Here is a 13,312-nt window from a genome sequence, read left to right as displayed (position 1 = left end):
GGCTCAATAACACGCCTGTGCTTCACGGCTCTGCCTCGGTCACCGTGTAATCGGGAACGGAGGGCTACCGGACCGTCAACACCACCGACTCTTCCTGCGCGATCCAGGAGTGGTCGGTTCCGCGCCCCCAAGCGATGTAGTCGCCCTACTGTTCCAAGACGACGTCCCGATCGGGGGGCTCAACGCGGAACCAGCCACTGATGAGCACTAGCAGAGCCGTCCGTTGTTCGCCCCTGATCCACTCGGTGGTGTCTCCGCGTGGATGGACACCCCATTTGATCTCCACGTCCTTGCTGTGGCGAGGATCGGTGGTGTCTTTGAAGTGGCCGAGAAGCTGTGGCTCCGGCCGCCAGGGGTGCCGACATCGCCGACGTCGAGGCCCTCCTTGCTTTGCGCCGGGTCCGTCGGGCCATCGGGTGGATCCCTCCGGGGGTGTTGAAAGGGCAGGTCTGGCGGCTTACTCCGTGGGGGGAGTGCCCCTGGCGGTATCAGCGCTCCCAAGTGACCTGAATAAGCCCGGCCTTCTTCGCCGACGCACCGATGATGCCGCCCGCGATCGCTCCCAACCCGCCGGTCGCGACCGCGCCGATCACCACACCAGCCACGGTTCGGCCAGTACTGGTCCGCTCCGCGCTTTGCCCCTGGGTGGCGGCTGACCAACCGGCGGACACCATCCGCGGAAGATCCTCCTCGACCTGCTCGGCGGAGGAGTACTGGCGGACGATCTGCCGAAGACCGAGCTGTTCGGCTTGAGCGCACTGCGGGTCGAGCATGTACTCGGCCTTGTGCAGATCACCGTGCTCAGCGACCAGCGCGGCGAGCTTCTTCCCCGCAGATGACGTTTCGATCGATGCCTTCCCAGCAATCGGTGCGGTCTGCACCATACTGGGCTTCTTCGAGATGGGAGAGGGCACGAGGGGCTTCCAACCGAGCATGGCGTAGTACCACTGGCCGTCGTCGCTGACAAATGCCTTGTTGGGGGCGATCTTCACCAAGAGGGTTCCTCCCACGGGGGTTCGATTCTGGAACCGATCTTATTTCGACGGCCCTGATCGAGGTGGAGGTTTCAGCGACACCACACCCGCGAATGCAGCAACCAGGGAAGACACACCCGACAGTACCCAAGACGTGGCCGCACCCGGACACACCACAATATCGAGTCGGGGCTGATGATCCGGCTCATGCTCATGCTGCCGGGGACGCGTTTGGGGAACCGGGATGCGGCTTTTCCAGGATGCTCTCGGGCGGATCGTGAGGATGGGGCGACGGTGGGGCCTGGTCCTATGTCTGGTCGGAAGAGAGCGTTACCGGCGGTGGCGACCGCGCCCTGGCGGATGCCTTCCACCAGTTGCAGGATGCTGAGAACTCTGAGTCGAAGGACTTTTCATTGGAGGTGGGGCACGGGCCCTATCAGGTGGTGAACTCGGCATTGGGGTGCAGGGGGAACATGTTGTTTGAGCTGCCCCGCAGCCGGGGGAGAAGCGGTTGGAGGTGTTCCGCGAGGCGGCTGCCGGCGGCACGCTGGTGCACCAGCTGCGGAACTCGGCGCTCACCCATGCGGCCGAGGAGGGCACCAACACCGGCGTCCTGCTCGCCTATTGCGTCCTCCCCTCCGTGAACGGGGCAGCGCGTTCAGCGTCGTGCCCTGGACATCAGCTTGCGGGGGACTCATCCCCCTGGCCTTGTTCAACTTTGATCTGGAGCAGATGCGGAGAAACCGCGAACCCGTGACGGGAGTACGCCGAAACCGCCCTGGCGCTGGAGTGCACCGTCACCCGCTCGAGTCCAAGTTCGCCCGCCCACGCCAAGACCGCATCGATCAGCTCACCGCCCAGGCCACGGTCGCGCTCGTCCGGCGCGACGTACACGCACTGCACATCACCGGACATCCGCTCAAGCGCACGCGGAAGCGGTACGCGCTGCGTGATCGCCAGCCAGGCCATCCCGATGACCACATCTTCGCGGACCAGCACCATGCACCGATGGGAGGACTCGTTCTCCCGGGCCCACGCCACGAATCGGGGAACGAACTCCTCCAACGTGGTGTCGGGAGTTCCGTAGAGCTCCTGCATCCACCGCCATCGCAGCCCGGCGACAGCAGCTAACTCGTGGGACTGAACTGAGCGAACAGCGATGTCATTCATGACTTCATACTGGCGCGGCTCCGCCGGTTCCGTCAGCACGACAGCCGTTTCGGCCACTCCCGCACTACCGGACCGGCCGGTGACCAAGACCTCACTCTGTTGAACGGCAAGCTCATCGCCCGGTGTCGTCCTCGTCGAAAGCGGTGCTGGAGGCGAGCGCCAGGTCCACCGCCTTGGCCCCGGCACCTCGGGGAGCCCGGGTGAACGCCGTCGCTCCGGGCCATGGCCAGATCGGCTGGATGGATGAGGAAGCGCTTCCCCGAGTGAGGCGGATCGTACCGATGGGCACGCTGGGCGCCCCGAGCGACATCGCCGGCGCCGTGGTCTTTCTCGCCTCGCAGTAGGCCCGTTGGATCACCGGACAGATTCTCCAGGTCGCCGGGGGCCCTGCGTTGTAGGGCTGTCTGTGGTGGGCGTTCCCGTCTCAGGTCCAGCGGGCCATGATGAGGCGCTTCTCGTCGAGGACCTCCGTGGGGGTGAACCCGGAGTGGATGAAGAAACGAACGCGGTCCTCACAGCCCTCGCCCCCTTCGGGGATGAGGAAGACCCACTCGACCTTCGCCGCGAGGGCCTCTTCCATGAACTTCTCGATGAGATCGCCGCCGATCCCGTGGTGGCGCTGTTCCTCGTCGACGACGATCGCCAGGATGTACCCGTGCGGGGGAGGCACCGGAGCGCCGGAACCCTCGTACTCACCGTCGAGGATCCCCTCCAGCCAACCGACGATGTGACCCTCTCGCTCCGCGACCAGCACGACCAGGTGATCCGGCCACAGGTCCTCGGGGTAACCCTGCAGGTCGAAGTGCGGGGCCTCTTCGGTGATCAGCGTGGCGATCCCGGGCCCATCGCCCGGGACGGCCTCACGCACCACCGTGTCCATACCTCCATGCTCACGCCATCGGCCGTGTGTGCCAAGGAGGCACGACCGATTCGAAGAACCCCGCCCAACGCGACCCGGGCCGCCCTGGTGGGCGCCACCCGCTGACGCTCGACTCTCCGGCACGCTCGGACCTCTCCTGAGACGACCCCTCACACACCCGCCGGTCACCTCAGGCGTCCTCCGGCCCTCGTCCACCTCCGCCCAGCCCCTGGTGGTCGGGGGTCAACGCGAACCCCACCAGGTGCTCGGGCAGGTGTCGCTCGCACACCCGGCGCAGTTCGTCCCGGTAGCGCCGGATCGCCGGCCGGTGGCGCCCATCGACCCGCTCCTCCAGGTCGCGCAGGGCCGCGGACAACCTCCGGGTCACCTGGGTGTGTCCCTCGCACTGCAGCACCAGCTCGCTGAAGGCCAGTTCCACGAACCCCTCCCAGGTGGGCATCGGCATCAGAACGCGGGGAACCCCCTGACGATCGTGAACGGTCCAGGTGTGTTCGGTGACCTGCGCGAAGGCCTCCACCAGGGTCTGGACCCGGTCCACGCACTGCACCACGGTGGTCGGATCGTTCTCACCGAACGCTTGAGCGCGCACGCCGATGTCGACGATCTGTCGCAGACCGAACGCCGGATCCCGGTAGGTGGACCGCTCCTGTCCGGTGCGCAGCGTCCGCGCCGCGCGTGCGACGGCGCGCGGCTTCCTCCCGGACCGGACGGTCAGGACCACGCTGTCGGCGGGCACGTGGTCGCCGATCCTGGGAACGACCCGCACGAAGGCGTCGTTGCGTCGCGCCCAGGCGGCCAGCCTGCGCTCGTCCACCCAGGTCAGCACCCCCGCCCGGGTCTGGGAGAGCACCCTGGTGACCTTGGCGCCGGAGGGCTTGGGGGGCGAAGGCGGGGGAGCGGCCAGGGCCATACGGCGAATCTGTGCGAGCGTCCCTCGGGTGAGGTGGTCCATCACCGAGGTCACCCGCATCAGGGCGACCGTTCCCTGCACGAAGAACAGGAAGCTCAGCAGGCACAGCAGCAACAATAGGATCGACAGGGTGGTGGAGACCACGGGCACGAAGGGATTGTCCTGATCGGACATGAGCCCGCCGAGGTAGAGCACCCCGATGGTGTAGACGAACGTGCCGAGGAAGACCGTGAGCGTGAGCTTGGTGGTCCAGCTGCGGGTGAACAGATGGACGATGCGTGGTGAGAGCTTGTCGGTGGCCATCTGCAACGCCACCAGGGTGATGCTGAAGACCACGCCCATGACGGTCAGGGTGGCCGGTCCGACGGTCTGGATGACGGTGCGCCCGTTGTCCACCCAGGCGGACCGGTCCTTGGGGGAGATCTGTAGGTCCCCCTGATATTCGACCAGGAAGTGTCCGACCGCCACGTCGACCATCGCGGTGGCGGGCGCCAGGACGGCGAAGAACACCATCCCGGACAGCGGGACCATGACGAACGACTCCCGGACGCGCTCTCCCAGCGCCGACCTGGCCAACTTGTGTGGTCTGCCCATGTGCCGAACCTAGCCGGCCGCGGGTCTTGCGTCGGATCCGACACGGGCGGTGCGCGGGACTTCGCGCGGCTACCCCTCCACACGGGGTCGAATCGGGAAAGGGTCGTCGAGTCGTGGATCTACTTCCGAATCTCTCGGACGTCCACGGGCCGGATAATCCGGGAACGGAAGTTCGGTAGACGTATCGTTGTCCCTTGGGTGCTCTGCGCGTGGATCGACGAGGGGCGTTCTCGGGCAAAGCGGACGGTGTGCGGGAGCGAGGGGCAGACATCGCTCCGGAATTAGTTTAATATTCAACTTGTTGGAGCGAGTGACCGACGCAGGACTTCAGGAGAGGACGAAGGCCCATGGACGTACGCCCCTCGGGGATCCACCACGTGACCGCCATCGCGAGCGATCCCCAGGCCAACGCCGACTTCTACCTCAACGTCCTGGGCATGCGCCTGGTCAAGCGCACCGTCAACTTCGACTCCCCAGAGACCTACCACCTGTACTACGGCGACCGCGCCGGCAACCCCGGCACCATCATGACCTTCTTCCCCTGGCCGGACGCGCCCAAGGGCAGGATCGGCGCGGGGCAGGCCACCACCACGACCTTCTCCGTCCCCGAAGGTTCCTTGGGCTGGTGGGCCGACCACCTCTCCGCGCTCGACATCCCCTTCACCAGCCCCACCGAGCGCGTCGACGAGGACGTGCTGAGCCTGCGCGACCCCGACGGCCTGCTCATCGAACTGGCCGCGAGCGCCGACCACCACGACACCGACCCCTGGGACGGGGGAGCGGTGCCCACCGACCACGCCATCCGCGGAATCCGCGCCGTCACCCTGACCGAACAGGACGCCGAGGGCACCGCGCGGATGCTCGGCGACCAGCTGGGTTTTCGGCTGCACGGCGAGAGCGGTGGCCGGATGCGCTTCCACACCAACGACTCCGGTGACGGAGTGGGCACCATCGTCGACGTGTTGGCCGATCCCAAGGCCGAGCGCGGCCTGGTCGCCGCCGGAACCGTCCACCACGTCGCCTACCGAGCCCCCGACACCCCCGTCCAGGACGCCTGGCGTCAGCGCCTGGCCGATGACGGGGTGGGGGTCACCGAGATCCGCGACCGCAGCTACTTCACCTCGATCTACTTCCGTGAACCCGGTGGGGTGCTGTTGGAGATCGCCACCGACGGCCCCGGTTTCGACTACGACGAGCCCCTGCTGGAACTGGGACGTTCGTTGAAACTGCCGCCGTGGTTGCAGCCCCGCCAGGACCAGATCGCCGCGAACCTGCCCCACCTGGAGGTGCCCCGGTGACCACCACCGAGGACTTCGTCCACGTCTTCGAGCCGGCCACCGAGCCGGACGCGCCCACGCTGTTGCTGCTGCACGGCACCGGCGCCGACGAGCACGACCTGTTGCCGCTGGGTCGTGCTCTGGCCCCGGGCGCGGCGCTGCTCTCACCGCGCGGCAAGGTCAGTGAGAACGGCATGAATCGTTGGTTCCGTCGCTTGCGCGAGGGTGTGTTCGACGTCGAGGACCTGATCGAGCGCACCGCCGAGCTGGCCGAGTTCGTCAAGGCCGCCACCCTCACCTACGGCCTGGACCCCAAGCGGATCGTGGTGAGCGGTTTCTCCAACGGCGCCAACACCGGCGCGGGGCTGCTGTTGCTGCATCCGGGGCTGGTGGCGGGGGCGGCGCTGTTCGCCGGCGGTGCTCCGTTGCAGGGGCGCGAACCCGATCCGGTGGACCTGTCGGGGACCCGGGTGTTCCTGGGCAGTGGTGTCACCGACCCGATCACCACGATCGACCAGGCGCGGCTGGTGGCCGCCCAGCTGGGGGAGCGGGGCGCGAACGTGCGCGCCGAGGAGCACCCCGGGGGACACCAGCTGCCGCAGTCGGTGGTCTCGCGCGCTCGGGAGTGGTTCGCGCAGGCGGGTTTCTAGACCTCGAGGGCCCGTCCCTCGGGCCCTCGACGAACGGCGGTGGCGTTCCCTGTACCTGGACGCCACCGCTTCTTCGTGGCCTCTTGTGAATCTACAGCGTCAAGGTGGGCGTTCCGTTCATACCCGGTTCAGTCCACGTGCGCTGGTCCCGGACGAGCCCAGTGTTCGTGCAACAACCTGATCTGCTCGGGCAGAACCCGCGCCACAGACAACTCCGGCAGCGCGTCCACCTCGAACCACGCCACCTCGCTGGTCTCGACGCTGGTGAAGGAGGCATCCAGGTCACCCACGGGTTCGCACACGAAGAACAGCTTGTAGATGTGCCGGTCGTACACCGGGGTGTGGGGCCACAGGTGCCGGTCCAGGACCCCCGCCAGGTGGGCTACCCGTACGGCCAGCCCGGCCTCTTCGGCTACTTCGCGTTCGATCGCCTGCCGTGGGCTCTCCAAGATGTCGCACCATCCGCCGGGCAGGGTCCAACGGTGTTGGTCGGAGGCTTCCCGCACGAGCAGTACCCGGCCCGAGGGGTCGAAGACTCCGGCGCGTACATCGATCTTGGGTGTGGTGTAACCGGCGGTCGCGGCGACCCGGCGGTCGTAGGCGGGCAGGTCTTCCGCGGCGATGGTCTGCATCAGATCGCGGGCCAGGGTCCCGATGCGGTGGAACCGTTCGATGTCGAACCGGTCGGTGCAGTACGCCAGTCCTGACTCCGCCTGGGCGGTGAGTTCCATGGCGATGCGTCGGATGTCGTCCGAAGACATGGAAGATGTGTTCACTCGTCTCCTTGGAGTGCGGTACGGCCATCGGACGGTTTCGGTGCATGTTCGTACAGGGTTGAGTCGGGCCCCGAGTAGGCGGGCGATTCAGCAGATCATGGTTGGCCCCCCAGGATCCGTGTCGGAGATCGTAACCGCACCCCGAAACAGGACAATTCACCAGGTCCGCTGACAAAGTGGCCGACCGGGCCGGCTAGATTGGCACGCGTCCCCTTCCCCGCCCCTGAGAAGAGCCCATGATCCCCTCTCTTGCACCCCAGGTCCGCTGATGGACCCCGAGATCCTGGGCCTGCTGTTGCTGGCCGCCGTCGCCGCCGGATGGGTCGACGCCGTGGTCGGGGGAGGAGGCCTGCTCCTACTGCCGGCCCTGATGGTCGCGGCCCCCACCACACCCCTGGCCACCCTGCTGGGCACCAACAAACTCGGCGCGGTCTTCGGCACCGTCTCCGCCGCGGTGGCCTACGCCCGCAGGGTCGAGCTCGACCGCCGGATCATCGTGCCCACCGCCACCCTGGCCCTTCTCGGGTCGGGGTTGGGCGCGGGCCTGGCCACCGCGCTGACCGCCGACGTCCTCAAACCCGTCATCATGGTCGTCCTGGCCGGGGTGGCGCTGCTGGTGGTCTTTCGCCCGACCATGGGCACCAGCCCCGATCCGGCGCTGCGCACCCGTAACCGGATCCTGGCCGTCCTGACCCTGGCCGGTCTGGGCGTGAGCTTCTACGATGGACTCATCGGCCCGGGCACCGGCGTGTTCCTCATCATCGCCTTCACCGCGGTGCTGGGCATGGATTTCCTGCACGCCTCCGCCGCGGCCAAGATCGTCAACGTGTGCACCAACATCGGCGCTCTGGTGGTCTTCGGCCTGGGCGGGCACATCGACTGGGTACTGGGCTTGGGGCTGGCGGTGTGCACCATCATCGGCGCGCAGGTCGGCGCACGCATGGCGCTACAACGCGGCGCCGGGTTCATCCGGATCGTTCTGCTCGTGGTGGTGCTGGCGCTGCTGGTACGCATGGGCTGGGACGTCTTCGCCTGACCCGCACCCACCAGGAGACCCATGACCGTCATGACGCCCGTGCCCGCCCGAGCCGAGCACGCCGCCCCCATCGCCCACCTGCGAGACGACCACACCCGGCGACTGCGACGAGGCGGGATCGACCAGTGGGCCCCGGGGGAGGTCGCTCCCGCGCAGGTAAGGGCTCAGATCGAGCGCGGCCAGTGGTGGGTGCTGGAAGAGGACTTCCTGGTGGCGGCCGTGCGCGTGTTGGAGTCCGACCCGCAGGTGTGGCCCGAACCCGGGCCTGAGGCGGCCCGTTACGTCCACGGACTCATGGTCGACCACCGGGCCGCCGGTCGCCGGCTGGGGGAGGGGCTGCTCGCCTGGATCGAGGCCAGGGCCGCCCGCGCCGGGTGCGCTCTGGTGCGGTTGGACTGTGTGGCCGCCGACCCCGGGTTGTGCGCCTACTACGAGCGTCTGGGTTACCGGGCCCGAGGCCGGACATCCTTCGCCGAACACCTGGCCTGGCACCCGGTCATGCGCTACGAGAAACCGGTGACCCGCACCCCTTGAGCGGGGGCGCCTCGCGTGTCGAGCAGTACACCGACCCGACCTTTTGCGAGAGCGGCAAGAAGACGGGCTTGAAACGCATAGCCCTCCTAAGGTGCCAGGCATGAACCACACCCACACCGCCCGCCACACGCACGGAACCGACACCGACGTCCAGGCGGAAATCCTGGACCTGGACGCCGAGGTCCTCGCCGAACACACCACCTCCATCACCGCCTGGCTGCCGCTGAAGAGCGACCCACACCACCTCGTGGATCTGGGCTGCGGTACCGGTACGGGCACTTTCGCCCTCCTGGACCGCTTCCCCGACGCCCACGTCACCGCCGTCGACGCCTCCACCGAACACCTTCAGCGCCTGCGCACCAAGGCGCGCGCCCTGGGCGTCCAGGACCGCGTGCGCACGGTACGGGCCGACCTCGACGAAACCGCCTGGCCCGACCTCGGCTCACCGGACATGGTGTGGGCCTCGGCCTCGATGCACCACATGGCCCGACCCGAGCGCGCGCTGCGCAACGTCCACGACGCTCTCGCGCCCGGAGCCCTGTTCGCCGTCGTGGAACTGGCCGGCCACCCTCGCTTTCTGCCCGAGAACGCGCCCGAGGAGCGGCCCGGCCTCGAAGAGCGCGTCCACGCCGCGGCCGACCGTCTCCAAAAGGAACACATGCCCGGCCGCGGCGCCGACTGGGGGCCGATGCTGACCGCCGCCGGCTTCACCGTGGAGGGCCAACGCACCATCGCCGTGGACATCGAAGGCGACCGCGACGAGGCGATCGGCCGTTACGCCCTCGGCGTCCTGCAACGCATTCGCGGTGTCATCGCCGACAGGCTCTCCCACGAGGACCTCACCGCGCTCGACCGCCTCCTGGACCCCAGCGGCCCACACAGCGTGCTGCGCCGCGAGGACCTGACAGTACGCACCGAACGCACTGTCTGGGCCGCCCGTCGCACCTGACACCAGGATCGAGGAGGAGCGCCACAGGAGCCGGCGGTGATCGCTCAGCGGCCAACGAACGGGCCGCGCGCCCCTGACACGGATCTGTCCGGTCTGCCCGGTCCTGGCGCACGAGGGGCGCGCCCGGGTCGTGGCGCTCGGGGGCCCAGAGCGCACACGATCGTGGAAGGGGTTGTTCGGTCGCCGATGGGTCACCTGATCCGTGGCCTCGGGAGTTCCCGCCACTTTACGGCTCGCCGTGGCCCGGGGTGGAGCAGGCCTACACCGCCGGGTCCATCCCACCCGTCAGAGCGGCGGTGACGTCCTCGACGATGCGGTGGGCACTGTGGTGGTTGGCCGCGCCCCAAAAGTCGTGGTCCACCCGATAGACCTGCTCCCGCCGCACCGCGTCCAGGTTCGACCACACCCCGTCGGTGAAGGTGTCCGGAGCGTCGGCGAAACCGGACCCGGCCATGACGAACACGACATCGCCATCGCCCTGCTCCAGGTTCTCGTAGCTGCGTGAGATGAAGTCGGTGTCGCCCTCGGCCTCCGACTGGGTCTCGGGCCGGGCGAAACCCAGGTCGTCGACGACCTGACCGGGGAAGGACGCCGGAGTCTCCAACCGGATCTCGGACTCGTCCTGCAACCGCACCAGTGACACCTCGGTCCGGGCCGGGTCGACCCCCGCCTCCTCGATCCGGGTGCGCGCCCGCTCGATGGCGGTGTCGTAGGTGTCCAACGCCTCCTCGGCCGCCTCCCGGGCGTCCAGGACCCGGGCGACCTCCTCCAGGTGCCCGCGCCAGGAACCGGTGCCCTCCCATTCCAACAGCACGGTGGGGGCGATCGCCTCCAACGAATCCAACATCTGGGCCTGGGTGCCCATCGGGGTGTCCACACCGATGATCAGATCCGGTGCGGTGGTGGCCAACTCCTCGATGTTGACGTCGTCCTCCACCGGGGAGTTGGTGACCAGGGTCAACGCCCCACCGTCGGCGTCGGCGGGCAGGAACGGCGCCAACCCCTGGTCGGCCGAACCGGGGGTGCCCATGGTGCCCACCACCTCGTGCCCCAGACCGGTGACCGCGGCCAGGGTGGGACGCCACAGCACGGCCACGCGTTCGGGCTCGGCGGGGACCTCCACCCGGCCGTTGGTCCCTTCCACGGTCCGGGTCCGCCCGTTCGCGGAGTCCTCCGAACCGGTTTCCTCGGAGCCGGGCCCGCACCCGGTCAGGGCGAGCGCCCCGGCCAGGGGCAGGCAGACGAAGGCGAGCAGGGGGCGTGCGTGCGACATCGTTGGGGGACCCTTCCGTGCGAACATGACGTAGGTAAGGCTAACCTGTCCCAGTGGTGTTCTTCCGGGTTTCCCCGGTGCCATACGATGCGACGTCGGCACCGCCGGCACCACCACGCCCCCCACGACCACCATCCGTACCCGCACCAGAACGGGGAAGCCGTGGCCCTGCGCGCGCCCACACCAACGCGCCCCACCCTCACCCGACGCGTGATCCGCCCCATCGGCCTCATCGTCGCCCTGGCGGCCCTGGCCGTGTGCATGCTGCTCAGCGTCACCGTGGGAGCCAAACCCATCCCCGCCGCCGACGTCTGGGCCGCACTGACCGCCTACAACGGCGGCTACGACCACGACGTCATCCGCACCCTGCGCCTGCCCCGCACCATCATCGGTGTGTTCGTGGGCGCCGCCCTGGGCATGGCCGGCGCCCTCATGCAGGCCCTGACCCGCAACCCACTGGCCGAACCCGGCATCCTGGGCATCAACTCCGGGGCCGCGGCCGCCGTGGTCATCGCCGTGTTCCTGTTCGGCCTGAGCGGCGCAGGGCTGGTCTGGCCCGCCTTCGTCGGCGCCGCAGTGGCCGCGATCGCCGTCTACGCCCTGGGCTCCCGCGGCCGCGCCAGCGCCACCCCGGTCCGCCTGGCACTGGCCGGAACCGCCCTGGCCGCCGTCCTCCAAGGGCTGATCTACGGGGTCATCGTCCTCAACGACTTCGTGTTCGACCGCATCCGCTTCTGGCAGGTGGGCTCCCTCACCGGACGCGACCTGGACCTGTTCTGGCAGGTCGCCCCCTTCCTGGTCGCGGGAATCGTGCTCACCCTGGCCCTGGGCCCCTCCCTGAACGCCATCGCCCTGGGCGACGACCTGGCCGCCACCCTGGGCGCCCGCATCCCCCTGATCCGCGCCGGCACCGCCGTGGCCGTCATCCTGCTGTGCGGAGCCGCCACCGCCGCCGCCGGACCCATCTGGTTCGTCGGCCTGATCATCCCGCACGCCGCCCGGGTCATCACCGGCCCCGACCAACGCTGGATGCTGCCCTACTCCGCCGTCCTGGGCGCGATCCTGCTCACCGCGTCCGACACCGTCGGGCGCGTCATCCTGCCCGGCTCCGAACTGGAGGTCGGCATCATCACCGCCTTCGTGGGCGCGCCCCTGTTCATCGCCCTGGTCCGCAGTAGAAAGATGGCCCAACTTTGAACAAGACCCTGGCCCCACCACGCCCCGACGAGCACACCCACACCCGCCCACGTGGCACCGTGGCCTGGCGCAGCAAGGGCGAACGCCTCTCCTTCCTCCTGCGCCCACGCACCCTGATCGTGTGCCTGGTCCTGGCCCTGGTGAGCGTGGTCGCCCTGGTGGTCTCGGTGACCGTCGGCGACTACGAGATCCCCCTGTCGGCGGTACCCGGCGCCCTGATGGGCTATGGCGAACGCCTGGACGTGTTCTTCGTCCAAGGCGTACGCCTACCCCGCGCCCTGACCGCGATCGGAGTGGGCGCCGCCCTGGGCGTCGCAGGCGCGGTCTTCCAAAGCCTCTCGCGCAACGCCCTGGGCAGCCCCGACATCATCGGCTTCACCTCAGGGGCGGCCACCGGCGCCGTCTTCGCCATCCTCGTCCTGGGCGCGAGCCGCCTGGTGGTCTCCCTGGGAGCCGTCGCCGGCGGCCTGATCACCGCCGCCGTGGTCTACCTGCTGGCCATGAAGAACGGAGTGCAGGGCTACCGGCTGGTACTGGTCGGAATCGGCGTCTCGGCCATGCTGGCCTCGGTCCGCGACTACCTCCTGACCCGCGCCGAACTCACCGACGCCCTGGGCGCACAGATCTGGATGATCGGCAGCCTCAATGGACGCGGCTGGGGCGAGGTCGCCGCCGTCTGGATCGGCTTCGCCCTCCTGGCCCCGGTGCTGTTCGCGGTGGGCCAACGCCTACGGTTCATGGAACTGGGCGAGGACGCCGCCCAAGGCCTGGGAGTGAACACCCGCTCCACCCAGGTCATCGCCCTGGCCGCCGCCAGCGCCCTGACCGGCGCCGCCATCGCGGTGGCCGGCCCCATCGGGTTCGTGGCCCTGGCCGCCCCCCAACTGGCCCGACGCCTGACCCGCACCGGTGGCACCACGCTGATCGGCGCGGCGCTCATGGGCGCCACCCTGCTCGTACTCGCCGACCTGGTGGCCATGCGCGCCCTGGCACCCACCCAACTGCCGGTGGGCGTGGTCACCGCCGTCATCGGCGGCAGCTACCTGATCTGGTTGCTGTACACCGAATGGCGCGGCGGCCGCGCCTGAACCG

General features: G+C 68.8%; 14 protein-coding genes. 8 read left to right on the top strand and 6 right to left on the bottom strand.

What is annotated here, in order from left to right; translation table 11 throughout:
- Positions 1-488: 488 nt before the first annotated feature.
- On the bottom strand, positions 489-992 hold the full coding sequence (locus tag NLI01S_RS03330; RefSeq protein WP_157090933.1) for a hypothetical protein: 504 nt from the start codon (positions 990-992) through the stop codon (positions 489-491).
- Positions 993-1,652: 660 nt separating this feature from the next.
- Positions 1,653-2,201, bottom strand: a complete 549-nt coding sequence (locus NLI01S_RS03325; RefSeq protein ID WP_223809088.1) for a GNAT family N-acetyltransferase — start codon at positions 2,199-2,201, stop codon at positions 1,653-1,655.
- Between the two features lie 65 nt (positions 2,202-2,266).
- On the opposite strand from NLI01S_RS03325, the gene NLI01S_RS03320 reads away from it, so the two are divergent.
- Positions 2,267-2,488: an SDR family oxidoreductase gene (locus NLI01S_RS03320; RefSeq protein WP_084392273.1), complete on the top strand. Its 222-nt coding sequence runs from the start codon at positions 2,267-2,269 to the stop codon at positions 2,486-2,488.
- 80 nt (positions 2,489-2,568) lie between these two features.
- Here the strand turns inward: NLI01S_RS03320 and NLI01S_RS03315 are convergent, their stop codons facing one another.
- Together NLI01S_RS03315 and NLI01S_RS03310 are read right to left on the bottom strand one after the other, a co-directional pair.
- Positions 2,569-3,024, bottom strand: a complete 456-nt coding sequence (locus tag NLI01S_RS03315; RefSeq protein WP_067598889.1) for a GNAT family N-acetyltransferase — start codon at positions 3,022-3,024, stop codon at positions 2,569-2,571.
- Between the two features lie 169 nt (positions 3,025-3,193).
- Positions 3,194-4,528 carry a DUF2254 domain-containing protein gene (locus NLI01S_RS03310; RefSeq protein ID WP_067598886.1) on the bottom strand — a complete coding sequence of 445 codons (1,335 nt, stop codon included), beginning with the start codon at positions 4,526-4,528 and terminating at the stop codon, positions 3,194-3,196.
- 347 nt (positions 4,529-4,875) lie between these two features.
- Between NLI01S_RS03310 and NLI01S_RS03305 the strand changes: the two genes are divergently transcribed.
- Together NLI01S_RS03305 and NLI01S_RS03300 are read left to right on the top strand one after the other, a co-directional pair.
- Positions 4,876-5,826 (top strand): ring-cleaving dioxygenase, encoded by a 951-nt coding sequence (locus NLI01S_RS03305; protein ID WP_067598882.1) that lies wholly within the window; start codon positions 4,876-4,878, stop codon positions 5,824-5,826.
- The gene (locus NLI01S_RS03300) at positions 5,823-6,455 is read left to right on the top strand and encodes an alpha/beta hydrolase (protein ID WP_067598880.1); all 633 of its coding nucleotides are present in this window, start codon (positions 5,823-5,825) and stop codon (positions 6,453-6,455) included. Before NLI01S_RS03305 ends, NLI01S_RS03300 begins: the two co-directional genes overlap by 4 nt.
- A 128-nt stretch (positions 6,456-6,583) precedes the next feature.
- On the opposite strand, the gene NLI01S_RS03295 is transcribed toward NLI01S_RS03300, so the two are convergent.
- On the bottom strand, positions 6,584-7,216 hold the full coding sequence (locus tag NLI01S_RS03295; protein ID WP_067598877.1) for an NUDIX hydrolase: 633 nt from the start codon (positions 7,214-7,216) through the stop codon (positions 6,584-6,586).
- Positions 7,217-7,499: 283 nt separating this feature from the next.
- Between NLI01S_RS03295 and NLI01S_RS03290 the strand changes: the two genes are divergently transcribed.
- The 3 genes from NLI01S_RS03290 to NLI01S_RS03280 all read left to right on the top strand — a co-directional run bounded on the left by NLI01S_RS03290 (position 7,500) and on the right by NLI01S_RS03280 (position 9,750).
- A complete protein-coding gene (locus NLI01S_RS03290; RefSeq protein WP_067598873.1) occupies positions 7,500-8,267 on the top strand; it encodes a sulfite exporter TauE/SafE family protein in 768 nt (255 codons plus the stop codon).
- A 21-nt stretch (positions 8,268-8,288) separates the two neighbouring features.
- On the top strand, positions 8,289-8,801 hold the full coding sequence (locus NLI01S_RS03285) for a GNAT family N-acetyltransferase (RefSeq protein WP_067598870.1): 513 nt from the start codon (positions 8,289-8,291) through the stop codon (positions 8,799-8,801).
- A 100-nt stretch (positions 8,802-8,901) separates the two neighbouring features.
- Positions 8,902-9,750 carry a class I SAM-dependent methyltransferase gene (locus tag NLI01S_RS03280; protein ID WP_067598867.1) on the top strand — a complete coding sequence of 283 codons (849 nt, stop codon included), beginning with the start codon at positions 8,902-8,904 and terminating at the stop codon, positions 9,748-9,750.
- Between the two features lie 259 nt (positions 9,751-10,009).
- Here NLI01S_RS03280 and NLI01S_RS03275 read toward each other — a convergent pair whose 3' ends face one another.
- Positions 10,010-11,023, bottom strand: a complete 1,014-nt coding sequence (locus tag NLI01S_RS03275) for an iron-siderophore ABC transporter substrate-binding protein (protein WP_067598864.1) — start codon at positions 11,021-11,023, stop codon at positions 10,010-10,012.
- Between the two features lie 162 nt (positions 11,024-11,185).
- Here NLI01S_RS03275 and NLI01S_RS03270 point away from each other — a divergent pair, with 162 nt between their 5' ends.
- Positions 11,186-12,220, top strand: coding sequence for a FecCD family ABC transporter permease (locus NLI01S_RS03270; RefSeq protein WP_067598957.1), 1,035 nt, complete (start codon positions 11,186-11,188; stop codon positions 12,218-12,220).
- Complete coding sequence (locus NLI01S_RS03265) at positions 12,217-13,308, top strand: FecCD family ABC transporter permease (RefSeq protein ID WP_067598858.1); 1,092 nt, start codon at positions 12,217-12,219, stop codon at positions 13,306-13,308. Before NLI01S_RS03270 ends, NLI01S_RS03265 begins: the two co-directional genes overlap by 4 nt.
- Positions 13,309-13,312 lie beyond the last annotated feature (4 nt).

The organism is Nocardiopsis listeri NBRC 13360, assembly GCF_001570765.1.
In the GTDB taxonomy this organism is placed as follows: Bacteria; Actinomycetota; Actinomycetes; order Streptosporangiales; family Streptosporangiaceae; genus Nocardiopsis; species Nocardiopsis listeri.
Note: the sequence above shows the minus strand (reverse complement) of the source record. Positions and strands in the feature narration are given on the sequence as shown.